This window comes from Sporichthya sp. (genome assembly GCF_013815995.1).
Taxonomy (GTDB): domain Bacteria; phylum Actinomycetota; class Actinomycetes; order Sporichthyales; family Sporichthyaceae; genus Sporichthya.
The window spans coordinates 1-21,697 of the sequence record NZ_JACDFE010000046.1; the positions used below are offsets into that span (position 1 = coordinate 1).

22 protein-coding genes and 1 pseudogene are annotated in these 21,697 nt (G+C 68.8%); 3 read left to right on the forward strand and 20 right to left on the reverse strand.

The features are described 5' to 3' along the window. The 9 genes and pseudogenes from H0X00_RS07555 to H0X00_RS07595 all read right to left on the reverse strand — a co-directional run. A pseudogene (locus H0X00_RS07555) lies at nucleotides 1-232 on the reverse strand (hypothetical protein); the annotation flags it as partial. A gap of 10 nt (nucleotides 233-242) precedes the next feature. Further along, nucleotides 243-983: an ABC transporter ATP-binding protein gene (locus tag H0X00_RS07560; protein ID WP_293768650.1), complete on the reverse strand. Its 741-nt coding sequence runs from the start codon at nucleotides 981-983 to the stop codon at nucleotides 243-245. Beyond that, on the reverse strand, nucleotides 980-1,813 hold the full coding sequence (locus H0X00_RS07565) for an ABC transporter ATP-binding protein (RefSeq protein ID WP_293768652.1): 834 nt from the start codon (nucleotides 1,811-1,813) through the stop codon (nucleotides 980-982). Before H0X00_RS07565 ends, H0X00_RS07560 begins: the two co-directional genes overlap by 4 nt. Then, nucleotides 1,810-3,789: an ABC transporter permease gene (locus tag H0X00_RS07570; RefSeq protein ID WP_293768654.1), complete on the reverse strand. Its 1,980-nt coding sequence runs from the start codon at nucleotides 3,787-3,789 to the stop codon at nucleotides 1,810-1,812. Before H0X00_RS07570 ends, H0X00_RS07565 begins: the two co-directional genes overlap by 4 nt. Beyond that, entirely contained in the window at nucleotides 3,789-4,067 is a 279-nt protein-coding gene (locus H0X00_RS07575) for a hypothetical protein (RefSeq protein WP_293768656.1), read from the reverse strand. The genes H0X00_RS07570 and H0X00_RS07575 overlap by 1 nt, the downstream gene beginning before the upstream one ends. Next, a complete protein-coding gene (locus H0X00_RS07580) occupies nucleotides 4,067-4,420 on the reverse strand; it encodes a hypothetical protein (protein ID WP_293768658.1) in 354 nt (117 codons plus the stop codon). Before H0X00_RS07580 ends, H0X00_RS07575 begins: the two co-directional genes overlap by 1 nt. A 65-nt stretch (nucleotides 4,421-4,485) precedes the next feature. After that, on the reverse strand, nucleotides 4,486-5,766 hold the full coding sequence (locus tag H0X00_RS07585; RefSeq protein ID WP_293768660.1) for a hypothetical protein: 1,281 nt from the start codon (nucleotides 5,764-5,766) through the stop codon (nucleotides 4,486-4,488). Nucleotides 5,767-5,849: 83 nt separating this feature from the next. Further along, nucleotides 5,850-7,367 (reverse strand): class I adenylate-forming enzyme family protein, encoded by a 1,518-nt coding sequence (locus H0X00_RS07590; RefSeq protein WP_293768662.1) that lies wholly within the window; start codon nucleotides 7,365-7,367, stop codon nucleotides 5,850-5,852. After that, a complete protein-coding gene (locus H0X00_RS07595) occupies nucleotides 7,367-8,476 on the reverse strand; it encodes an NDMA-dependent alcohol dehydrogenase (RefSeq protein ID WP_367186486.1) in 1,110 nt (369 codons plus the stop codon). The genes H0X00_RS07590 and H0X00_RS07595 overlap by 1 nt, the downstream gene beginning before the upstream one ends. Nucleotides 8,477-8,804: 328 nt before the next feature. Between H0X00_RS07595 and H0X00_RS07600 the strand changes: the two genes are divergently transcribed. After that, nucleotides 8,805-9,413, forward strand: a complete 609-nt coding sequence (locus H0X00_RS07600) for a TetR/AcrR family transcriptional regulator (RefSeq protein WP_293768666.1) — start codon at nucleotides 8,805-8,807, stop codon at nucleotides 9,411-9,413. 64 nt (nucleotides 9,414-9,477) lie between these two features. Here H0X00_RS07600 and H0X00_RS07605 read toward each other — a convergent pair whose 3' ends face one another. The 5 genes from H0X00_RS07605 to H0X00_RS07625 form a co-directional block, all read right to left on the reverse strand. After that, the gene (locus H0X00_RS07605) at nucleotides 9,478-10,644 is read right to left on the reverse strand and encodes a transporter (protein WP_293768668.1); all 1,167 of its coding nucleotides are present in this window, start codon (nucleotides 10,642-10,644) and stop codon (nucleotides 9,478-9,480) included. Next, nucleotides 10,641-11,054 (reverse strand): zinc ribbon domain-containing protein, encoded by a 414-nt coding sequence (locus H0X00_RS07610; protein ID WP_293768670.1) that lies wholly within the window; start codon nucleotides 11,052-11,054, stop codon nucleotides 10,641-10,643. The genes H0X00_RS07605 and H0X00_RS07610 overlap by 4 nt, the downstream gene beginning before the upstream one ends. After that, nucleotides 11,054-11,443: an SCP2 sterol-binding domain-containing protein gene (locus H0X00_RS07615; protein ID WP_293768672.1), complete on the reverse strand. Its 390-nt coding sequence runs from the start codon at nucleotides 11,441-11,443 to the stop codon at nucleotides 11,054-11,056. Before H0X00_RS07615 ends, H0X00_RS07610 begins: the two co-directional genes overlap by 1 nt. 37 nt (nucleotides 11,444-11,480) lie before the next feature. Continuing rightward, a complete protein-coding gene (locus H0X00_RS07620; protein WP_293768674.1) occupies nucleotides 11,481-12,743 on the reverse strand; it encodes a cytochrome P450 in 1,263 nt (420 codons plus the stop codon). Nucleotides 12,744-12,820: 77 nt separating this feature from the next. Continuing rightward, complete coding sequence (locus H0X00_RS07625) at nucleotides 12,821-13,027, reverse strand: hypothetical protein (protein WP_293768676.1); 207 nt, start codon at nucleotides 13,025-13,027, stop codon at nucleotides 12,821-12,823. Between the two features lie 141 nt (nucleotides 13,028-13,168). Between H0X00_RS07625 and H0X00_RS07630 the strand changes: the two genes are divergently transcribed. Continuing rightward, nucleotides 13,169-13,804 (forward strand): TetR family transcriptional regulator, encoded by a 636-nt coding sequence (locus H0X00_RS07630; RefSeq protein ID WP_293768678.1) that lies wholly within the window; start codon nucleotides 13,169-13,171, stop codon nucleotides 13,802-13,804. Between the two features lie 11 nt (nucleotides 13,805-13,815). Here H0X00_RS07630 and H0X00_RS07635 read toward each other — a convergent pair whose 3' ends face one another. From H0X00_RS07635 to H0X00_RS07655, 5 genes are all read right to left on the reverse strand, one after another. After that, nucleotides 13,816-14,421 (reverse strand): hypothetical protein, encoded by a 606-nt coding sequence (locus H0X00_RS07635; RefSeq protein WP_293768680.1) that lies wholly within the window; start codon nucleotides 14,419-14,421, stop codon nucleotides 13,816-13,818. Nucleotides 14,422-14,440: 19 nt separating this feature from the next. After that, complete coding sequence (locus H0X00_RS07640) at nucleotides 14,441-15,706, reverse strand: SRPBCC family protein (RefSeq protein WP_293768682.1); 1,266 nt, start codon at nucleotides 15,704-15,706, stop codon at nucleotides 14,441-14,443. 77 nt (nucleotides 15,707-15,783) lie between these two features. Next, nucleotides 15,784-16,755 carry a nitronate monooxygenase gene (locus H0X00_RS07645; RefSeq protein WP_293768684.1) on the reverse strand — a complete coding sequence of 324 codons (972 nt, stop codon included), beginning with the start codon at nucleotides 16,753-16,755 and terminating at the stop codon, nucleotides 15,784-15,786. Between the two features lie 110 nt (nucleotides 16,756-16,865). After that, entirely contained in the window at nucleotides 16,866-17,258 is a 393-nt protein-coding gene (locus H0X00_RS07650; RefSeq protein WP_293768686.1) for a hypothetical protein, read from the reverse strand. 28 nt (nucleotides 17,259-17,286) lie between these two features. Then, nucleotides 17,287-18,978 (reverse strand): NAD(P)/FAD-dependent oxidoreductase, encoded by a 1,692-nt coding sequence (locus H0X00_RS07655; RefSeq protein WP_293768688.1) that lies wholly within the window; start codon nucleotides 18,976-18,978, stop codon nucleotides 17,287-17,289. A gap of 548 nt (nucleotides 18,979-19,526) precedes the next feature. Between H0X00_RS07655 and H0X00_RS07660 the strand changes: the two genes are divergently transcribed. Next, nucleotides 19,527-20,573 (forward strand): alpha/beta hydrolase, encoded by a 1,047-nt coding sequence (locus H0X00_RS07660; protein ID WP_293768690.1) that lies wholly within the window; start codon nucleotides 19,527-19,529, stop codon nucleotides 20,571-20,573. A gap of 78 nt (nucleotides 20,574-20,651) precedes the next feature. Here the strand turns inward: H0X00_RS07660 and H0X00_RS07665 are convergent. Then, nucleotides 20,652-21,697: acyl-CoA dehydrogenase family protein (locus H0X00_RS07665; protein WP_293768692.1), on the reverse strand; the 1,046-nt coding region annotated here is incomplete at its 5' end.

Below are 21,697 nucleotides of genomic sequence, written 5' to 3' on the forward strand. Positions count from 1 at the left end.
CCGCCGGGAGGGCGCCGGTGTCGGTCGCGACCGCACCGGTACCGGGGTCGACCGGAAGGGCGCCGGTGGCGGCATCAGCCTGCGGGACGGTCACGATCTGCCCGATGCCGGCGGCGGCCTCGATGGCCTCGTCGCTCTCCCGGGTACCCCCGCACCCGGTCAGCAGCACGGCGACGGCGGCGGTCCCGGCGATCAGGGCCGTGCCTCTCGCGCGATGGGTTCGGCTAAACACGGGCACGCTCCTAGACATGGGCAGAGGCTCCTTGGGGGGCGGTGCCGGCGTAGGCGTCGAAGATCTCGTCCTCGCCGAATTCATCGGAACGACCGGAGAGCCGGATCGTTCCGCGGGCGATCACGACCACGGAGTCCGACAGCGCCAGGGCACGGTGAACGAACTGTTCGACCACGATCAGGGCCACGCCGGTGTCCTTCAGCGTGGCGAGGAAGGTGAAGATCTCGTCGACGAGGTTGGGCGCCAGCCCCATCGAGACCTCGTCGAGCAGGACGACCTTCGGGTTCTGGATGTAGGACCGGGCGACCGCGAGCATCTGCTGCTCGCCACCGCTCATGGTCCCGGCGGTCTGGGTCAGGCGCTGGCCGAGGCGCGGGAACGCCGCTGCGGCCTTCTCGATCGCGGCGGACGCCCCGCCGCGCGGAGCCTGCAGGATCAGATTCTCCTTGACCGTCAGGCTCGGGAAGATCCCGCGCGGGTCCGGGATGTGGCACAGCCCGGCCTTGACGCGGTCGTGCGTGGACTTGCGGGTGACGTCCTGACCATCGATCAGAACCTGGCCCGAGGTTGCCTTAAGCAGTCCCGAGCAGGTCTTGAGGAAGGTGGTCTTGCCGGCGCCGTTCGGGCCGAGCACCGCCAGCGACCCACCTGCGGGCAGGGTCAGCGATAGGTTGCGCACGACGGTCTTCTCGCCGTAGCCGGAGGTGACGCCCCGCAGTTCCAGGATCAGCCGAACATCTGCGCTGCTCATGCGTTGGCCTCCACGATCTCGTCGTCTGGCGCGTGGATGCCGAGGTCCTCGGTGCCCAGGTAGGCCTTGCGGACTAGGTCGGAGGTGAGGACGTCGTTCGGCAGGCCCTCGAAGAGGAGCTGGCCGAAGTCCAGGACGTAGGCGTAGTCGCACAGCCCGCTGATGACCGTCATGTCGTGCTCGACGATGAGGATCCCGATACCGAGCTCGGCCACGACGGACTTGAGCAGCGTGGTGAACGCATCGCTCTCGGTGGCGTCCAGACCGGAGGACGGCTCGTCCAGCAGCAGCAGGCGGAAGTCACCGGCCAGCGCGCGGGCCAGCTCGACCAGGCGCCGCTGACCGGTGGACAGCCGCCCGGCGCGGGCCTTGGCGACCTCGGTGATGCCGCACTGCGCCATCGCCTCCTCGGTCGCCTTCGCGATCGCGGCCCGCTCTCCGCGACGGGGGATCAGCTGGGTGATCGGGGAGACACCGGCCAGACGCGCCTCGCGCCCGAGGGCCACGTTCTCCGCAACGGTGAGGCTGTCGTAGAGCTCGATCCGCTGGAAGGTGCGCCCGATCCCGAACTTGGCCCGGGCCGAGGCCGGGGCGCCCGAGAGGTCGTGACCGTCGAAGGTGATCTTGCCCTCGGACGGTGAGTTCGCTCCCGAGCACGCGTTGAACGTCGTGGTCTTCCCGGCGCCGTTCGGGCCGATCAGACCGGTCACCGAACCGATCGGGGCGTGCATGGTCAGGTGATTGACGGCAGTGACACCACCGAAGCGCACCACCAGGTTCTCGATGTGCAGACCCGCACTTTCCGCGCGTGCCGTAGTTCTCGCAGTCATCGGTCGCCTCCGGACATCGCGAGCTCGGGTGCTTCTTCGCGCGCCGGAGCGGGGGCCTTGCGGCTCGAGCTGGCGCGTCGCCAGCCCGCGTCCGCCCCACGCTGCGGGATCGGGCCCTTGGTGCCGACCCGGGAGGACCCGGCCAGGTTGTCCTTGATCCAGGTCACCGGGTCGAACCCGGACGCGGTGATCAGGGAGGCGAGGATGGCCAGCACCCCGAAGCCGATGGCCTGGTAGTCCGCGTCGAGGTCGGCCAGGTAGGACGGCAGCACGACCAGGGCGAGCGCGGCCAGGATCGAGGACCGGACCAGGTTCATCCCGGTGATCGCGATGACCGCGACCCAGAGCAGGGACTGCAACGAACCCAGGCCACCCGGACCGGCGGCGCCGTTGCCGACCGCGATGACGCCACCGGCGATACCGGCGAAGAACGCGGAGATCGCGAAGAGCAGCATCAGGGTGGTGGTGGTGCCGGTGCCGTAGGTGGACAGCGCGAGCGGGGAGTCCGCGAGCGCCCGCAGCAGCCGGCCCAGCCGCGAGCGCTGCAGGATCAGGACCAGAACGATGACCGCGGCGAGGATGGCGACGGCGACGTAGAAGTACTGCTTGTCATTCGCCAGTCCGACCCCGGGGATGTCCGGGCGCGGGGCGTCCCGGGTGCCGCCTTGGGGGAACATGAAGCTCTTGCGGTAGATCAGGTTTTCCATCAGCAGGCCGAAGGCGAAGGTGGCCAAGGCCAGGTAGATGCCCGCGAGGCGGACCGCGGGCAGCGCCACGATCAGGCCGAGCGGCACCGTGATCAGGCCCGCGCCCAGCAGGGCGAGGAACCACGGCAGGTTCGCCTCGGTCGAGAGCCGGCTGAAAGCCACCGCCCCCACCGCGACGAACGCGGCGTGACACAGCGAGACCTGCGCGGACATCTTCACCAGCAGGGACAGCGAGAGGAACATGATCGCCAGCCCGCACGCGCTGGTATAGACCGCGAGGCGGGCGTCGACCAGGTTCGGCAGGAAGATCACCACGACGCCGAGCGCGATCCCGGCCCCGGCCCGGATCGGCAGCGGCAGCGGCGCGAAGTGCTCGGGCTGCTGACGCCGGACCGGGGCCGCCGTGGGCAGGCCGCGCTTGCCGACCAGGAGCAGGACACCGAACAGCGCGAAGAAGGGCACCGAGGACGGCAGGCCGGCCAGCGAGGTGTGCTCGGACTCCAGCTTCTGCCCGATCGCGGCGACGACGCCGATGATCAGGCCACCGACGAACGTCCACGGCAGGGAGCGGAACCGTCCGATGGCGGCGGCACCGAAGGCCTGCACGACCAGGTACGTCAGGCGGATCGGGTCCAGACCCACGATCGGGGCCAGCAGGATGCCGGAGATGACCGCGACCGAGCCGCCGATCATCCAGGCCAGCCGGCGCACGGCGGCGCCATCGAGGCCGGTGAGCTCCATCAGGTCCGAGTCGTCGACCACCCCGCGCATCGCGATGCCGATCCGGGTGCGCGAGAGCAGCAGACCCAGACCGACGGCGATCACGATGCCGACGAGCACGATGATCAACTGGTTGTAGCCGACGTTGACGCTGACCTCGAAGGTCTCCGTCGGCAGGAAGCTGTCGATGGTGATGGTCTCGGCGCCGTAACGCTTCGAGGTGATGCCCTGGATGATCAGCAGCAGACCGACGGTGGCCACCACGATGACCGACGGCGCGGCCTTGGCCAGGCGCCTCGCCACCCGTTCCAGGACGAACCCGAAGAGCACCCCGACGATCAGGACCGAGATGACGGCGGCCAGGAACCAGGGGACGTCGTTCTTCACCCAGAGCTCGAAGAACAGGTACGCACCGGCAGTCGCGAGCGCACCGTGCGCGAAGTTGAACACCCCGCTGGTGCGGTAGGTCAGCACCAGACCGACACCGGCCAGGCCGTAAACGGCGCCCGCGGTGATGCCGACGACGATGAAGGGCAGCCAGACATCCATCAGAGGTCCTCCTCCCCGAGGGTCCGGGCGCGCAGCGCCTTCATCCGGCGCGCGAGCTTCGTGCGGAACACGTAGAGGTAGAAGCCGCACCCGGCGAAGACCACGAGGGCACCGAGGATGGCCAGATTCAGCCCGACCGTCTGGTCGTCGAAGGCGGGTTCACCACTGACCGACACCCAGCCCAGGACGACCAGCAACACGCCGACCGCGCCGGGGATCGCGGCAGCAATCAGGCTCGGGGGCGCACCGGGGCGCCGGCGCTCGACGTGAGAGGCCATCAGTGCGTGCGCGTCAGTTCGGTGCGGGACTCCAGTTCACGCACACGCTGCGCCAGGGCGGCGATCTCCGCCCGGTCGACGGCGGCGGCGCCGGATTCAATCCCGGCCGCCTCGAGGCGGTCCAGGGTGCGCCACTCGTCGTTCATGTCCGCCGACAGCCACAGCGTCGCGCCGACGATCACCAGCACCAGACCGCCGATGCCGTAGGACACGACATACGGCACCTGCTTGGCGATGAACGGGGTGTCAGAAACGCCGATCCAACCGAGCACGACGAGCAGCACGCCGGCGAGAATTGCGGCGACGGCCAGCGCGCGGTCCCACTGCAGACGGCACCACTTCACGAATTCCATGTCAGGACCTCTAACTCAGACGCGGTGTTGGCTTAGACACTGTGTGGGCTAAACGCGGTGTTGGCTTAGACAAAGCGGCGCGCGCCGACGGCGGCGAGCAGCAGGATCGGGACGATCGCGGCGAGGATCGGGTAGAACGAGATCTCGGTCAGATTGGGCGTGAGCGCCGCGGAGGCGTTGGCGATGTTGACCGTCGGCACCGAGGCGGCGCCGGGCGTGACCCCCAGCGCACTGCCCGGGGCGACCACACCGGGAATCGCGGCCGCGTCGACGCCCGTCGCCGGCAGGGCCGCACCAGGTGCGACCGCGGTGTCGGTACCCACGGCCGGGGTGCCGGTCCCGGCCCCGGCGGTGAATCCGGCCGCGTCGGCCTGCGCGAAGGTGCGCCCGACGATGTAACTGACCACGCCCCGGGCGCTGCCCACGTTCGGGATCGCGCGCTCCATGCTGATCTCCAGCCCGGAGGACAGGATCGAGTCCGCGGTCTCGACCGCGGGCAGGAACTTCACCGTCACGCCGGTCTCGGTGATCGCCTGGCTGACCTGGCGGGCCGGGTCGAGCGGGGCCCCCTGCGGGCCGGCGATCAGGCCCTTGTCGGTGACCCCGATGACCAAGGTGCCGAGGCGGAACGTGGAGGCCTCGAACGAGGAGGTCTTGGTGACCTTGCCCCCGGGGGCGACCGAGACCACCGCGCGGGAGAAGGCTCCGTTGAGTTGGAAGGCGCCGACCGCAAGGCGGGTGCGGGCCTCGCCGAGCGAGGTGACCGTGCCACCGAGGAACTCCACGGAGGCGTTGGAGAAGCTGCCGAACTCCTCGCCGCCGGTGGTGGCGGCGCCGGCCTCGGTCTGGGCCTCGGAGCGGTCAGATCCGGACTTCGCGTGCATCAGGTAGCCGGGCTGACGAACCGTCACCTCAGGGTTCGAGGGGTTCTGGCTCGAGACGTAGAACGGGTAGGACGGCACCGACTTGCCGGACAGAGTCGAAACCAGGCCGGGGAAGGCGACCCCGGTCGCGCCCGGGTAGGGCAGCGAGGAGAACGCGGTGCTCTCGCCCAGGCTGTCCAGACCGGCCTGCGCCGTCGGGCCACCGCCGTCGATGAAGTCCTCGACGATCAGGTAGTCCTTGACCGCGATCGTGGCTCGGATCCCGTCCGCGGCGGCCTGGCCCCGGAAGGTGCCACTGCCGAAGTCCGCCTGGGTGCTGGCCGGAGCCATCGGGTCGTCCGCCGCGAACGCGGCCCCGACGCCGAGCGTGCCGGCCACGGGGGTGAGCACGGTGACGACCGCCGTCGCCGCAACCCGGCGCCGACTGGCGGCGAGGCTGGCCCGCTTGTGCCTACCACTCATGAGCGTCCCTTTCCGGACTGCCGAACCTGTCGAGCACGTCTGTACTCCTGCAGCACAAAGCAGAGGGCTGTGGCCCGTCACTTTTAACGGACCTTGGGGTGATTCGTTACAACGTCGCGGTACTCCTCGCGAATCGCGACCTTGGCGAGCTTGCCGTTGGGCAGTTTGGGCAGCGGCTCAGCGCGGAGCACCACATAACGCGGCACCTTGTAACTGGACAACTCCGCATTGCAACGTTCGACGACCGCCTCGACGGTCACCGAAGGGTCGGCGACCAGGATCGCGGCCGGGGTCTCGCCGAACTTCTCATCCGGCGCCCGGATCACGGCCACCTCGGAGACGCCGGGGATCGCGGCGATGACCTGCTCGATCTCGACCGGCGAGATGTTGATACCGCCGGTGATGATCAGGTCCTTGACCCGGTCGACGAACTTCAGTCGGCCGTCGGCGGAGGTGGTGCCGAGGTCGCCGCTGCGGATCCAGCCGTCCTGGATGGCCTGGGCGGTCGTCTCGGCGTCGTCCCAGTACCCGGGCGTCATGCCGGGGCCGCGCAGGATGATCTCGCCGTTCTCGCCCGGGTCGACGTCGGTGCCGTCGGGACGGACCACGCGGAACTCCGTGAACACCGAGCCGGTGCCGCAGGTGTCCGGGTGGTCGGCGGCGTCCTTGACCAGGGTGGCGGTGGCGACGCCGCCGGCCTCGGTCATGCCGTAGATCTGACGCAGCTTCACGCCCTTGGCCGCCCAGGCCTGGAGCATCGGGACCGGCACCGGGGCACCGCCGGTGAAGGCGGAGGTCAGCGACGAGAGGTCGGCGTCGGCGAAGTTCGGGGCCGAGGCGATGGCGCCGAAGATCAGCGGGACGCCGAACAGCGCGCCGATCCGGTGCTGCTCGATCAGGCTGACGGCGCGGGCCGGGTCCAGCGACTTCTCCACGACCAGCGTGGTGCCGAGAATTGCGGAGAGCGAGAGCCCCCAGACCAGGCCGGGGGTGAAGGCGAACGGGAGCACCAGCAGCGTGCGGCCGCCCGGGCGCATGCCCTCCTCGGTGAGGCTGGCCTCGAACGCGATCGACAGCAGCTGGCGGTTGGTGCAGATGACGCCCTTGGACAGGCCGGTGGTGCCGCTGGTGAAGATCACCATGGCGGGGGCCTCGGGGTCGACCTCGACGACGAAGTCGTTGCTCTCGCCCTCACGCAGATCGGCCACCGCTTCGAGACCGAGGGTCTCGACGTTGGCCCCCATCGCGACGACCTCCTTGAGCACCGGCTCGAAAGCGGGCTCGTGGATCACCAGGGAGGCGCCGGCGGCGGTCAGGATCTTGTGCAGTTCAGGCCCGACGAGCCGGGGGTTGAGCGGCACGACGACGCCGCCGGCCTTGAGCACCCCGAGCGCGCCGGCCGCCCACTCGAGGGAGTTGCCGCCGAGGACGCCCACCCGGTCACCGGGCTGCACCCCGCGGGCGGCGAGGTCCGCGCCGACGCGGGAGCTCCAGTCCTGCAGCGCCCGGAAGGACAGGGTCTCGTCCTCCAGGACGATTGCCGCGTCCTCGCCGCGGGTTCGCGCCCACCAGCGCAGCGCCGACGCGAGAGTGGCTGCCATCAGAAATCCACCACACCGCGGATGTTGGTGCCGGCGTGCATGTCGGCGTAGCCGGTGTTGATCTCTTCCAGCGAATACCGCTTGGTGGCCAGCTCGTCGAGCAGGAGGTTGCCGTTCTGGTACAGGTTCAGGAAGTACGGAATCGCGGCGGCCGGCGACATCATGCCGAACAGCGCGCCCTGGATCCGCTTCTGGAACATGGCGAGCTCGAACAGGTTGATCGGGATCTCGTTGGAGTCGATGTTCGCCATCGCGGTGAGCACGACGGTGCCCGCCTTGCGGATGGAGGCGAAGGCCTGCGCGACGTGCTGTCCCTCGGCGATGCCGACCGTGACGATCGCGGAGTCGGCGCCCTGACCGTTCGTCAGGGACTGCGCCAGGTCGGTGGCCTCGTTCATCGTGGTGCAGGCATCGGTGGCGCCGAGCTTGAGCGCGCTGGTGCGCTTGAACTCGGCGGTGTCGACGGCGATGATCCGCGACGCCCCGGCGTGCTTCGCGCCCTGGACGGCGTTCATGCCGATGCCGCCCGTGCCCATCACGATCACGACGTCGCCCGGGCGCACCTGCGCGGCGTTGACCGCGGAGCCCCAGCCGGTCGGGACGCCGCAGCCGACCAGCGCGGCGGCCTGCAGCGGAACGTCCTTGTCGATCTTGATCGCGCCCCACTCGGGGAGCACGGAGTATTCGGAGAAGGTGGAGACCAGCGAGGTCTGCGCGACGTCCTGACCCTGGTGGTGCATGCGGAACGTGCCGTCGAGCTGGGTGCCCATCATCATGAAGGCGCCGTTGTCGCAGAGGTTCTGCATCCCGGTCGCGCACCAGCGGCAACTGCCGCAGCTCGGGATGAACGCGGCGACGATGTGGTCGCCGACCTGCAGATTGCGTACGCCCGGGCCGACCGCCTCGACGATGCCCGCGCCCTCGTGACCGCCACACAGCGGCAGGTGCGCCATCGGGACATCGCCCTTGGCGACGTGGTCGTCGGAGTGACACAGGCCGGCGGTGACGTACCGGACGAGCACCTCGTGCTCACGGGGCTCGTCGACCTCGAGCTCGACGATCTCCCAATCGCCCGGAGCCTCGAAGAGGACTGCGGCCCTCGACGTGATCGTCACCTGGTGACCCTTCCGCCTGGCCGCGGTGCGCCCGGTCGGATGAACCCGAGCCGGAACAGCGCCGCAGCAACGCCGGTGAAACCTATAGGCTTTAGCCTAAAGTGCTTTGTGAGCTTCGTCAACACCTAGATACACTGTCTGGACTTCGCGTCCGAACGTAGATCTAGCGAGCGAACGCTTGCAAGGGGCGACCCGCATGCCGCTGACCTGCCGAGATGTACGGAACCGTTCCGTACCGCTGTTGCTTCTCTGACGTTTCATATTTATTGTCAATGTTTACCACTTGACCATTCCGCTGACCAGCCCCCTTAGACTCCGGTTCATGGGGGAAGGCGCCGCGACCGCGCGCAAGCGTGGGCCGAAGTCGGCGCTTGGCACCGATCCCCGCAAGCGGATACACGACGCCGCGCTCGCCTGCTTCGAGGCCCGCGGCATCAAGGCGACGTCCATGGACGACGTCGCGGGAGCGCTCGGCGTCTCGCGGCCGACCGTCTACTACTACTTCGCCAGCAAGGACGACCTGATCCTCGAGGTGGTCGCCCGGCAGGTGCAGGACATCCTCGACTCGACCCGGCGGCGGGTACGCGGCAAGGGCCTCGATCGCATCGGGCACGCGGCGTACCTGACCGTCTCGGAGTCGCGCGCGAACCCCTACGTGCGCCTGCTCGTCGACGCGGACTTCGCCCAGCTGGTGCCGATGTTCCTGGAGTCCGCGCGGGTGCTGGAGATCATCACCGAGTTCTGGACCCCGCTGCTCACCGAGGCCCAGGAGCAGCACGGACTCCGAACCGACCGCTCCGTCGACCAGATGGTCCAGTGGATCATGTTCAACCAGTTCGCTCTCGTGTCCACCGGCGCCGGCTTCGGCCTCGACGACGACGGCATCCGCGACTGGATGTTCGCCTACCTCGTCCCGTCGCTGCGCGGATGAGCGCGACCCTCGTAGCGTCAGCGAGAGCGGTCGCTATGGCGACCGCGTTCGCTGACATTAGGGCTCAGGCGAGTGCGTCCTCGGAGCCGAAGAGGACGGCGCCGACCTGGGGGGCCATGGGGCCGCCGAGCAGCAGCGAGACCTTCGCGTTCGGCACCGGGTTCGGGGAGTCGCCGCGGATCTGGCGGGCCGCTTCCAGGACGACGCCGATGCCGTGCACAAACCCGTCGGCCAGATTGCCGCCGGCGGTGTTCATCGGCAGGCGGCCCTTCTCCACCGTCAGGTTCTCCAGGGTCATCACCTCGCCGGCCGCGGGACCGGCCGGCACCAGGCCGATGTCGATCAGCGCGGCCACCGCGGGGCCGGTGAAGTTCTCGTAGACCTGGGTGACGTCGACGTCGTCGACGGTGACGCCGGACTGCGCCCAGAGCCGCTCCACCATCGCCGGAGCCAGGCCGTTCGAGGTGTACGGGTCCTGATTCTCGGTGAGCTCGCCCCAGCCGGCGACGAAGCCCTGCACCCCACCGAGGAGGTAGGCCGGCTTGCCGCGGGTGTCCTTCGCGCGGTCCGCGGCCATCAGCAGGATCGCCCCGGCGCCGTCGTTCTCACGCGAGCAGTCGTGGCGGCGCAGCGGCTCGGAGATCATGCGTGAGGCGCGGTAGGCCTCGGCATCGAGCGGCTTTCCGTAGGCGACGGCGCGCGGATTGCTCTGCGCGTGGTGGTAGCCCGCCAACGCGAGCGCCTCCAGCGTCGACGCGGGGACCTTGTCGATCTCCAGCATCCGCTGGGTGCGCATGGCACAGACCTGAACGGGCGTCAGAATTCCGTGCGCGGAGTACTGGGTGTCGAAGTGCCCCTTGGCGTAGGGCATCCGGCCTTCCTCGGCCTGGTTCATCCCCCGGTAGACCGCGACGCAGGTCGCTTGGCCGGTCGCGATGGCGGCCGCCGCCTGCAGGATCGCGGGCACCTGGCCGCCGCCGCCCCCGCCCCAGGCGAGGGAAGACCAGCGCAGCTCGTGGACGCCGAGCGCGGTGGCCATGTGCGTGCCCTCGGTCGGGTCGTCGCCCCAGGAGGCGAAGCCGTCGATCTGGCGGACGTCGATGCCGGCGTCGCGCGCGGCATCGATCAGTGCTTCGGCCACCAGCCCTCGCGTGCTGCGCGGCGCGGTGTTCCGCTGGTAGTAGACGGTCTGCCCGACGCCGACCACGGCGGCGGCTCCGCGCAGGTTCATACCGCGCTCCAGCGGATGAGCGGCCAGCTGTTCTCGTCCGGGGCGGACTCGAACTCCCCGCGGACCCTTGACCCGATCACCGGATCGTCCGCGCCGGTGTACAGACCGAGAACGCGCTTATTGCCCGCCTGCGGCAGCTCAACGAGCACCGTCGTGTACGGCACCTCGGCGCTCGGATGGAACGCCCGCCACGTCCGCGTCCAGGCATAGACGACACCGTCGGGCTCGACGGCTTCCCAGCCCGGGTCGAAGGCGTGGCAGGACGGGCAGAGCGGCTGCGCGACCCAGATCCACTCCGCGCACGCCCCGCAGCGCTGGATCCGCAGCTCGCCAGCTTTCAGCCCGTCCCAGTGACCGACGTCGTGCCCGGTGTGCGAGGGGCCCTCGAGACCGAACCGCTGCCGCGCCACTACTCGAAGTCCACCCGGGTCATGGCGACGATGACGTACTGGAAGGCAGCCATGTTCTTCAGCAGCTGCGACATCTTGCCGCGAACGCGGAGCTGACCCCGCGTCAGCGCGACGGTCGGGTTGATCTCCTTCTTGAAGATGCCGCCCCAGGTGTCGGAGCTGCCGCTGATCACGAAGTCCGCGGCCTCGGCGTCGGCCGGGCTCGCGTTCCGGCACTCGGTGACCTTGCCGGACTCGAAGTGGCAGAAGAACGAGCCCTCGATCGGGGCCTCGTAGTTGTAGACCATGTCGTAGGTGAGGTTCTTGCCCTTCTCCGCCCACTCCGGGTCGTTGTTCAACTGGTCGGCCATCGCCTGGTAAAAGTCGAGGGAGCCGAGCTTGGCGGTCATGTGGTGTCTCCGTAGGTAGGCAGCGTTCGAGGGTTGCTCAGAGGGACTGGTTCAGCAGCAGGGGCAGCTTCTCCACGCCGCGGACCTGGCTGAGGTGCTTCTTGTAGGGCGCTTCGGGGTTGAGCCGGTAGTCCGGGAACCGCTTGTGCCATTCGGAGAAAGCGATGGTGAGTTCGATGCGCGCGAGGTGCGAGCCGAGGCAACGGTGCCGACCGCCGCCGAAGGCGACGTGCGGGTTGGGCTCACGGGCGAAGTCGATCTCATCCGGCCGGTCGAACTTCTCCGGGTCGCGGTTCGCCGCGGCCAGCGGAATCAGCACCCGGTCCCCGGCCTTGAGCAGGACACCGCCCACGACGACGTCTTCCTGGACCACGCGCGCACCGGCGACCGCCGACTCGTAGCGCAGCATCTCCTCGACCGCGGCGGGGATGATCTCCGGGTTCTCGACGAGTTCCTTGCGCTTGTCGGGGTGCTGCGCGAAGTGGATCCAGCTGTGGGCGAGCTGGCCCTGCACGGTGTGCAGGCCGCCGATCATCATCAGGAACAGGATGTTGAGCATCTCGAACTGGGTGAGGTCGCGGTCGCCGAACTTGCTGTTGACCAGCACGTCGGTGATGTCGTCGATGTCGCGGTCGACCTCGCGGGGACCGTCGGTCTCGCGCTGCTCGAACCGCTCGTCGATCAGCTCCGCGAAGTAGGCGTAGACCTCGAGCGCCGCCTCCATGCGGAACGCGGTGTTGTCCTCCTCGGACGCCCCGGGCAGACCGAGCACGATGCGGTCGGTCCAGTCGTTGAGGCGTTCGGCGTCGCCCTCGGACCAGCCCATCAGCTTGAGGAACACGCGGGTCGGAAGTTCCTTGGCGAACGCGGCAACGAAATCGATCTCGGTGGCGTCGCCGATGGAGTCGAGGAGTTCCAGGACGATCTCGCGGATCTCCGGCTCCAGCTTGCGCATACGGGTCGGGGAGAACAGCGGAGTCATGATCTGCCGGTAGGTGGTGTGGTCCGGCGGGTCGATCTCCAGCGGGATCATCGGGCCGTCCTGGCCGATGGTCGGCGGGATGTTCACGCACTCACTCGAGAAGAGCTCCGGAGTACGCATGGCCTCAGAGATGTCGTCGTAGCGCGTCATCACCCAGTGCCCGCCCCACTTGGTGGAGTGCGCGACGGGGCACTTCGACCGCAGCTCGGCGTAGTCGTCGAAGAGGGTCTCGACACCCGCGGGGTCGTGGATGTCGAAGTCGGTCTGAATCTCGGGCGACTCGGCGGTCTTGACCGGCTCGTTCTCCAGCGTGGTCATCGGTATACCTCTTCTACGATCACGGCCTGCTCGGGACAGTTTTGCGCTGCACTCCGGACGGACTCGTGGTCGCCCGGTCATTCCCACTCCCCTCCCACGGCGGAGTACGGCCGCGCATCGAGATTCGTGTCCAGCGCGGTGTAGAGGCTCTTGGTCTTGGTGTAGGCGTACAGCCCGTCGGGCAGGGTCGCGGTGACCTCGCCGGTGGAGGGGTTGTCGACGTCGAGGCGCGGGGCGGAACTGTCGCGCCAGTCGCCGTCGATGAAGTTCAGGTAGCGGTGCATCGTCGCAGCATCCTTCGTTCGGGCTGCGTAAACCTTATCACTATAGGTTATTCGCTCCAAGGCCTCCGACCTGCGGAAACGGCGCTCCGGACCCGGTACTCACCACTAGAAACCTTCAGCGATTAGGGCATACTTCCTGCCATGCCCCGCCCCTCGTCGCCGCTGCTGACGCGCGAATCCGTGATCGCCGCAGCACTGCGGATCATCGATGCCGAAGGGCTGTCGGCCTGCAGCACGCCGCGGCTGGCCCGGGAGTTCGGCGTGCGGGCGCCCTCGCTGTACCACCACTTCGCCGACCGGGCCGACATCATGGCCGAGGTTGCCCGCCTGGTGGTCCGCGAGACCCCGTTCCCGAAGGATCGCGACCCGGCCCACTGGATGGACTGGTTCGTCGAGCAGGCGGTGAACTTCCGCCGGACGATTCTGCGCCACCCCAACGTCGCGCCGATCCTGCTGGAGTTCCTCCCCCGCGACTCCCTCTCCGCGCTCTATGACAACGCCGCCCGACTGCTCGCCGAGGCCGGCGTCCCGGTCGAGGTGCACGCGCTGATTCTGGACGGGCTGGAGACGCTGACCGTCGGGGCCGCGTTGATCACCGCGACCAAGACCCCGGAGAAACGGGACGCTCCGTTCGCCGCCCTCGACCGCTCGACCGACGCCGCGCTCGCCGCCGCCGTGGACGCCAACCCCTGGCCCACCACGGAGCAGCTGTTCTCCCAGGTGGTCCGGGCGATGCTGCAGGGCGCGCTGGACAACGCCGGAGTCAGAGCCCCTTAGGGAGCTGCCCCTCAGGGAGCGGCCGGCGCCTGCGGGACCTGGATCCGCCAGACGTAGCAGACGTCGGTGTGCTCGTGCACGAATCCTTCGGAACGGGCCATGAGAACTGACGCCTCGTCAGCGGCCTCGACCAGCCGCACCTCATCGCCGCGCATCAGCTTGAACGTGCTGCGCTCGACCTGGGCGCCGAGGCGGCGGGCCATCCGCTCGGCGGCCGGGTGGCCCCCGCGGGCCCAGCCGCTGATGCTGACCGCACCGGTGCCGGCCCAGCCGTCGCCGTCGCGTTCGGAGAGCAGTTCGAGCATCAGCGTGCCGATGCCGAGGGACCGGTAATCCCGGTGCACCAGCAGTTGCGCGACCGCACCCCCGGCCCGGTCCACGTCCAGACGCAGGAAGGCGACCAGCGGGGTGTCCGGTGAGCCGTGCATGCCGGGGTTGAGCCGGGCAACGGCCTGGAATACCTCGGAGCCACCATCCGCATCGCGTTCCGCACCACCGGCGGGCTCGACCGTGGAGAAGCCGGCCTCGGCGTCGTAGGCCGCCGCCTCGGCGATCATCTCGTCGAGCTCGGCCCGCTCCTCGGGGCCGAGCTCGGCGCGAAACTCGACGGTGATCAACGCAATACCTGACGGTGAATCAGGAGGTGGCCGGGGTGGCGGTGGCCGGGGTGGCCGTCACACCGGCCGAGATCGCCGGCAGCGGCGGGCTGACCTCGTGGTCGGGGGCGGCCAGCAACCGGCGCATCTCGCGGTGGAACACCTGGTTGGCGACCTCATTGCGGCCGAACACCATCGAGCCGGCGTCGCGGCTGGCCATTCCGGTCTGCGAGGCGCGCAGCAGGGGGAAGTCCTCCTGGTGCAGGACCGCGAGCAGGATCTCCCAGTTCTTGTCCCAGAGCTTGGTCCACCGCTCCGGCGTCATCCCCGAGCGCTCCTGGGGCGTGACCATCAGGCGCATCTCCATCCACGACCGGTCCGTGTGCACCGGGTCCGGGCGGAAGGTGAGCAACTGGTAGTGGTCGGGCTGCTTGAGCAGGGTGTGGCACGGACCGAGGAACTGAGTCTCCGTCACGTACGGGACCAGACTCTCGCCCTCGGGCGGGTCGACGTCGAGCCACTTGTCGATCGTCTTGCGCGGGGCGACGAACCGGCAGTGCCGGCCGAAGTCCTCGAAGGCCATCAGGTTGGTGTGGATGATCTTGGCCGCGGTGTTCGGGTGTGCGTAGGCGATGTGGTACCCGTCCAGGAAGGCGTCCTGCATGACCTTCCAGTTGACGGGCTCGTCGAAGCCCTCGGCCCGCGCGTTCACCAGATCGGCCAGGCCGTAGCCGGCCAGGATCGAGTCCATGTCCGGGCCCAGCCAGGTCGCGACGTCGATGGTGGCGTCGGCCGCGTCCACGACCCACACGAGGCCGTGGCGTTCCTCGGTGGGGAGCTCGACCAGGCCGTACTGCGACTTGTCGACCTCACCGAACGTGCTGGCCCGGGTGATCGTGCGCAGCGTGCCGTCGATGTTGTACGACCAGCGGTGGTACGGGCAGGAGAACAGGCGGGCCCGGCCGCAGCCGGTGTAGCTCGCGTCCTCCTCCAGCAGCGCGCCGCGGTGCCGGCAGAGGTTCACGAAGGTCTTGACGCTGCCGTCCGGCTGGCGCGCGACGATGACCTTGTTGCGCGGCAGCTGCTGGGTCACGAAGTCGTAGGGCTGCGGGATCTCCGAGCCGTGGCAGACGATGGTCGGCACCCGCCCGAAGATCAGGTCGCGCTCGCGCTCGGCCAGGCCGGCGTCGGTGTGCTCCGCGGCCACGAAGGTGCTTGGAGCTTCCATCTGGTCGGTGGTGTTGTTGCGCAGGTGATCGAGCGCTCGACGAATCCGTCGCTCGCGGTCGATGGAGACCTCGTCCATGACCGCTAATCTAGAGGCTTAAGGTTACGTGGTCAACAAGGGCCCAGCGCCTCGCTCAGCGCCGCATCAGCGCCGCATCAGCGCCGCAGCGCAACCATCCGGTCGATCGCGGTCTCGGCCTCGGCGACGATCCGGTCGATGACCACGGCGACGGTCGGGATGTCGAAGATCAGGCCCTGGGTCTGGCCCGCGCACCACACCCCGGCCTCCAGGTCGCCGGTCTGCAGCACGATCGCACCCTGGTCGCCTGACGCGAGGTGGGCGACGTCCTCGAAGGTCCCGCCCTCATTCAGGATGCGGACGATCTCGTCGGTCACGCCGTTCTTGGCGTAGCGCCCGGTGTTGCGCAGCTGACGGAAGATCAGGTTCGTCGAGCGCTCGTCGTTGGCGACGATCTGGTTCTTGACGTTCTGGTGGATCGGCGCCTCGACCGTGCACATGAACCGGGTGCCCATGGAGATGCCCGAGGCGCCGAGGGAGAGCGCGGCGGCGAGACCGCGGCCGTCGGCGAAACCGCCGGAGGCGATGAAGGGGATGCCGATCTTGTCGGCCAGCGCCGGGATCACCACCAGCCCGGGGGTGTCGTCCTCACCCGGGTGCCCGGCGGCCTCGAAGCCGTCGATGCTGACCGCGTCGACGCCGATCCGCTCGGCCTTGAGGGAGTGCCGGACGCTGGTGCACTTGTGCAGCACCTTGGCGCCGGCGCCCTGGAAGATCGGCAGGTAGGGCTCGGGGTTCTGCCCGGCCGTCTCCACGGCGGTGACGCCGCTCTCCACCGTCGCGCGCATGAGCTCCTCCCACGGCGGTGGGTTGCGCGAGGGCAGGATCGTGAAGTTCACGCCGAAGGGCTGGTCGGTCAGGTCCCGGATCTTCGCGATCTCCTTGACCAGGTCCTCGGGGGCCGGGTAGTTGTGCGCCGGCATGAAGCCGAGGGCCCCGGCGTTCGCGACGGCCGCGATGAGCTCGGGAGTGCCGACGCGGGTCATACCGCCGCACACGATGGGGTGCTGCACCCCGAAGGTCTCGGTGAACCGGGTCGACAGGGCCACGGGCTCCTCGCTTCTACTCGCTGGTAGCAAGGATCGAACCACACCCGGGCCGGACCGATCAGGCCGGAGGTGTCCCCTCGGGGCCAGGCCCCAACCGTACAAAACTGTCTCTAGCGCTGCCGCTGCGCTCGGCCGGCGAAGTCGTCGACGGCCTGGGTGACGTCGCCGGCAACCCAGACGACGTAGCGCTGGGCGCCTACCGCCTTGGTAAGGACTCCGGCCTCGCGAAGTCCGGCAATGACGTTGTCCGCCGCAGGCTGCGAGAGTCCGGTGGCGTCCTGAAGGAGCGCTGAGGTGATCACGGGCCGGCGCAGCAGCAGCGGCAACACCTGCCACACCGCCGCAGTCCGCCGCGCGGTGATCGACTCCACCCAGCCCTGGTAGACCGCAAGCAGATCCTTGGCGAGTTGCGCCCCGTCGGCACCGGGCGGCGGACCCATCTCCGCGACGCTGAGCGCACCGACAACCGCAGCCCGGAGCGCGAGCTTCGCTTTGGGATTCATGGCGGGACCCACGAGGACTAGGCCAGGACTAGGCCTTGACCTCGCCCGACTCCGGCTTCCCCGTGTAGGTGTCGGACGTCTCGACGCCCTCCCAGAACCGGGCCTCCTCGACCGCGGCCGCGCCCTTGGTCTTGCGGTCCTCGCGCTTGAACACCTTGAGCATGGTGCGCGCCGCGTTCTGGCCGGGCATGCCGCTGATGCCGGCGACCGGGTGGGTGCCGGACCCGGTGAGGAACAGCCCCGGGATCGGCGTCGAGTACCCGGCGAAGCCAACGGCCGGCTTGTTCGGTCCGAACCGGGTGATGACCGGGTCGGTGTGGTAGACCGACCCGTCCATCGCGAAGAAGCGCTCCTCGATGTCGGGCAGCATCCGGACCCGGCTGTAGACCTGCAGCTCTTCGATGCCCTCGTAGTAGTGATCGCTCTGGGAGATGATCGTTTCGGCCGCCTGCTTCTTGGCCGCCTCCCAGCCCATGGCCGGGTCGTTCGGCGTCAGCCCGGACCAGAACCAGAGCGAGTCACAGCCCGGCGGCGCGAAGTGCGCGTTCGAGGGCAGCGCGGTGGCGACCTGCATCAGGCCGGGGATGTGCTCGGGCATCTCGCCGCGCTTGCACGCGAGCTGCGCGGCCTTGACCTGCTCGTAGTTGTGGTAGCCGTTCGCGGAGAGGCGGGGGTCGAGGTCGTCCTTACGCTTGGCCTTGATCTTGTCCATCCGGATCTGACCCTTGGTCAGGACGTCGAGCTTCATGTCCGCGAAGCCGCGCGAGCGCGTCGGGATGTTGGCGACCCGGTTGGCCAGGTGCGGCGGCAGCGTGCCGGCGGGCAGCAGGTCGCGCAGGACCCGCTTGGGACTGAACGCGGTGAGTACTCCGCGGCGGGCGTAGATCTCCTCGCCGTTCTTCAGCCGCACACCGACGACACGGCCGTTGCGCATCACCATCTGCTCGACCTCGGCATTGCAGCGGATGCTGCCGCCGTGGTCGGTGATGAGGTCGATCAGTGCCCGCGGCAACTGGCCGGTGCCGCCCTCGAACATCGCGACGCCGTACTTGGTGATGATCCCGAGGTAGATCAGGGACCAGCCGGAGAAGTCCGAGTCGTAGGCCATGAAGGGCAGGCCGATCAGCACACACGCCTTGAGCGGGTCGCTCTCGAAGTTCTCGTCGAGGACCTCGATCTCGGTGGCCCGCATCCAGCGGCCGACCGCGAGCAGCTCGGAGCGGTGCTTGAGCGACTGCTTGGCCATCTCCAGAATCGCCTTCGGATCCGGCCGGACCGGGCTGGTCTGCATCATCGGGATGCCGATCTCGACCGCGGCGTGGATGACGGTGTAGAGATCCTTGAGCGCGGCCGCGTCCTTCTTGGAGAAGTAGGCCAGCTCATCGGCCGTCTTCTGCGCGTCGCGCCACAGACCCAGGGACGTGTGGTCGTAGTTGAGCTGCAGGTGGACCGGGTCGATGACCCGCATCTTCAGGCCGTACTTCTCCTCCAGTTGGAGGTCCTTCATGATCGTCGTCGTCCGGAACAGCGACGGCTGGATCGAGGCGTCGTTGACCATGTAGCCGGGGCATTCCTCGACCTCGGTCGTGGAGGTCATGCCGCCGGAGGTCCTGTAGGCCTCCAGGACCTGGACCTTCAGACCCGCCTTGGCGAGATACGCGGCGGAGATCAGCCCGTTGTGCCCGGATCCGGCCACGATGACGTCGACGGTGCGGTCCATGCGGTGGCTCCCTGGGGTCGGCGGCCGATGCTTAGTTATACCTGTTGTCCGGACAGACCGTCCAGCCCTGCTGTCCGAGCGGGGCAAACCCGAAAGTCCTTTACAAATACCCACTAATTCTGAGATTGCGGTCTCTGAGAAATTCACAGAGACTTGTCCGCGGCGACTGTGCGCACGCCCCCGGAACGGTCGCCGCCCCCCACCGAAGTGCCCTATGCGGACCCGATCCCTGATGTCCGGCGTCTTCGCCGGCATCGTCATAGCGAGCACGTTCACCACCCCGGCCTCCGCTGCGACCACCGGCTCGAACGTGGTGCAACTGCCGACAGCTTCAAGGTGAAGAACACCAACAGCACCGGCGTCGCTTGCCAGAGCGACGGCAAGGACTACCGATGCAGCAGGACCCCTGCGGTGAGATCAAGTCCCTCCCGTTCGCGATCGGCAACGACATGCAGGTCGTTCCATTTCCGCCCTCAGCCGCGCTCAGGCCGAGTACCGCAGAAGGTCGACCATTGCGATCAGCTGGCAAGAGCACGCAGGATCGGGCAATGCGTGTCCGCACCCTGCTGTCCGGCGCCCTGGCCGGCGTCATCACCGCCGGTCTGATGGCTGTGCCGGCCGTCGCGGCACCCCCGGTCGACATCGTCGAACTGCCGATCAGCTTCGCGGTCAAGAACACCAACCGCACCGGCGTGCCCTGCGTGAGCGACGGCAAGGACTACACCGTCAACGGCGTGATGGTCGGCCCGAAGGAGGCGATCGCGGCCGGCGGGACCGCCACCCTGTGGCTGCACGCGGTCACCTGGACCTCCGACTACTTCAACCTGGACGTCCCCGGCCACAACTTCGTGCGGTCGCTGGCCTCCCTCGGCCACGTCTCGGTCGCGGTGGACCGGCTCGGCTACGGCAGCAGCGACAAGCCGGATGGCCTCGCCACCTGCTTCGGCTCCGAGGCGGACGTGGCCGGTCAGATGGTCGATGCCCTGCGCTCCGGCAACTACACCGTCCGTGGCGGCCAGGCCAGACCCCACAGCCGGGTCAACCTCGGCGGCTCCTCGGTCGGCGCGATGGTCGCGAACATCACGGCGTTCACGTTCCACAACGTCGATGGTGTGGTCAACCAGGGTTTCGGTGACTTCGCCGCCAGCCCGTATGCCGCCCAGGAGGTCTTCGACGCGTACTCCCGGTGTTCAGCCGGCGGCGATGCGGGCGCTCCGCCGAACTACGCCACCTTCGCCAAGAACTCGCGCGACACCTTCTACTTCCACGACGCGACGCCGGAGGTGCGTGCGGCGGTGCCCGCATCGAGCCCCGACCCGTGCGGCCAGATCCAGTCGGTGCTCGCCGGGATCGGCGCCGACACCGCTCATCTGGCCGAGATCAACGTGCCGGTGATGCTGGTCTTCGGCCGGGACGACGCGGTGTACCCGGCTCCTGCCCCCGATCTGACGGCGCCCCGTTACCTCAGCAGCCCCGAGGTGACCGCGTCCGGAATTCCCAACGGGTCGCACTTCCCGATCCTCGGGGAGTACTTCGGCATGCTCGTCAACGCCACCCACGTGTGGCTGAAGAGCGGCGGTTTCGGCGACACCTGATCGGCGCCTGCTGGATCTGGTCAGCTTTTAGGCAGTCCGAGCACGCGTTCGGCGACGATGTCACTGTGCTGGATCTGGTCAGCTTTTAGGCAGTCCGAGCACGCGTTCGGCGACGATCGACCGCTGGATCTGGTCGGTGCCACCGGCGATGCCCAGCGCGGGTGCGGCCAGCATCGAGTAGGCCCACACGCCGGCGCCGGCGTCATCACCGGCCCACGCCGCCGCGGGTGCACCCCCGAGGTCGAACGCGGCCTGGGTAGTGAATCGGGCCAGGTGCGCCGCGCCCATTTTGGACAGCGAGGCGAACGGACCGGGGTCCTGACCCGGCTTCAGGGTCGAGGCGACCTTGTGGCCGAGCAACTGCAGGCCACGCTCGAGCACGAACACCTCGGCGAGCCTGGCCCGCGCGGTGGTGTCCTCGCCGAGGCCACGGTCATTGATCAGCTCGCGCAGCATCGTGAAGTTCACCGGCGGGCTCATCGAGAGCGGGTCGCGGCCGATCTGCACGCGCTCGTTCATCAGCATCACCAGCGCGGCCCTCCAGCCGCCGTTCAGTTCACCGATCAGGGCATCGGCGGGCACCCGCACCTCGTCGAGGAACACCTCGTTGAACTCCGCGTCGCCGGTCATCTGACGCAGCGGCCGGGCGCTGATCCCCGCCGCCTTCATGTCCAGCACGAACATGGAAATCCCCTTGTGCTTCGGGACGTCCGGGTCGGTGCGGGCGAGCACCAGCCCGTAGTCGGCGTGGTGCGCGTAGGTGGTCCAGACCTTCTGCCCGGTCAGCACCCACTCGGCAGCTGGACCGGAACCGTCGCGCACGGCCTTCGTGCGCAGCGCGGCGACGTCGGAGCCGGCGCCGGGCTCGCTGAAAAGCTGGCACCAGATCTGCTCGCCACGCAGCAGCGGGCCGATGTAGGCGCGCTTCTGCTCCTCGGCGCCGAGGGTGAGCAGAACCGGCACGCACATCCCGGTGCCGATACCGCAGACGTCCTCGAAGGTGTGCATCCCGCGCGCGGCCAGCGCGACCGCGGTGTCGTGCGCGATCGACAGCCCCCGGCCGCCGTACTCGGTCGGCACGGTGACCCCGGCCAGACCGGCCCCGGCCAGCGCGGCCCGGTAGG

Coding starts and splice junctions, on each gene's coding strand:
- H0X00_RS07560 (WP_293768650.1), bottom strand. CDS start 983: ATGAGCAGCGCAGATGTTCGGCTGATCCTGGAACTGCGGGGCGTCACC.
- H0X00_RS07565 (WP_293768652.1), bottom strand. CDS start 1,813: ATGACTGCGAGAACTACGGCACGCGCGGAAAGTGCGGGTCTGCACATC.
- H0X00_RS07570 (WP_293768654.1), bottom strand. CDS start 3,789: ATGGATGTCTGGCTGCCCTTCATCGTCGTCGGCATCACCGCGGGCGCC.
- H0X00_RS07575 (WP_293768656.1), bottom strand. CDS start 4,067: ATGGCCTCTCACGTCGAGCGCCGGCGCCCCGGTGCGCCCCCGAGCCTG.
- H0X00_RS07580 (WP_293768658.1), bottom strand. CDS start 4,420: ATGGAATTCGTGAAGTGGTGCCGTCTGCAGTGGGACCGCGCGCTGGCC.
- H0X00_RS07585 (WP_293768660.1), bottom strand. CDS start 5,766: ATGAGTGGTAGGCACAAGCGGGCCAGCCTCGCCGCCAGTCGGCGCCGG.
- H0X00_RS07590 (WP_293768662.1), bottom strand. CDS start 7,367: ATGGCAGCCACTCTCGCGTCGGCGCTGCGCTGGTGGGCGCGAACCCGC.
- H0X00_RS07600 (WP_293768666.1), top strand. CDS start 8,805: ATGGGGGAAGGCGCCGCGACCGCGCGCAAGCGTGGGCCGAAGTCGGCG.
- H0X00_RS07605 (WP_293768668.1), bottom strand. CDS start 10,644: ATGAACCTGCGCGGAGCCGCCGCCGTGGTCGGCGTCGGGCAGACCGTC.
- H0X00_RS07615 (WP_293768672.1), bottom strand. CDS start 11,443: ATGACCGCCAAGCTCGGCTCCCTCGACTTTTACCAGGCGATGGCCGAC.
- H0X00_RS07620 (WP_293768674.1), bottom strand. CDS start 12,743: ATGACCACGCTGGAGAACGAGCCGGTCAAGACCGCCGAGTCGCCCGAG.
- H0X00_RS07625 (WP_293768676.1), bottom strand. CDS start 13,027: ATGCACCGCTACCTGAACTTCATCGACGGCGACTGGCGCGACAGTTCC.
- H0X00_RS07630 (WP_293768678.1), top strand. CDS start 13,169: ATGCCCCGCCCCTCGTCGCCGCTGCTGACGCGCGAATCCGTGATCGCC.
- H0X00_RS07640 (WP_293768682.1), bottom strand. CDS start 15,706: ATGGACGAGGTCTCCATCGACCGCGAGCGACGGATTCGTCGAGCGCTC.
- H0X00_RS07650 (WP_293768686.1), bottom strand. CDS start 17,258: ATGAATCCCAAAGCGAAGCTCGCGCTCCGGGCTGCGGTTGTCGGTGCG.
- H0X00_RS07655 (WP_293768688.1), bottom strand. CDS start 18,978: ATGGACCGCACCGTCGACGTCATCGTGGCCGGATCCGGGCACAACGGG.
- H0X00_RS07660 (WP_293768690.1), top strand. CDS start 19,527: ATGCGTGTCCGCACCCTGCTGTCCGGCGCCCTGGCCGGCGTCATCACC.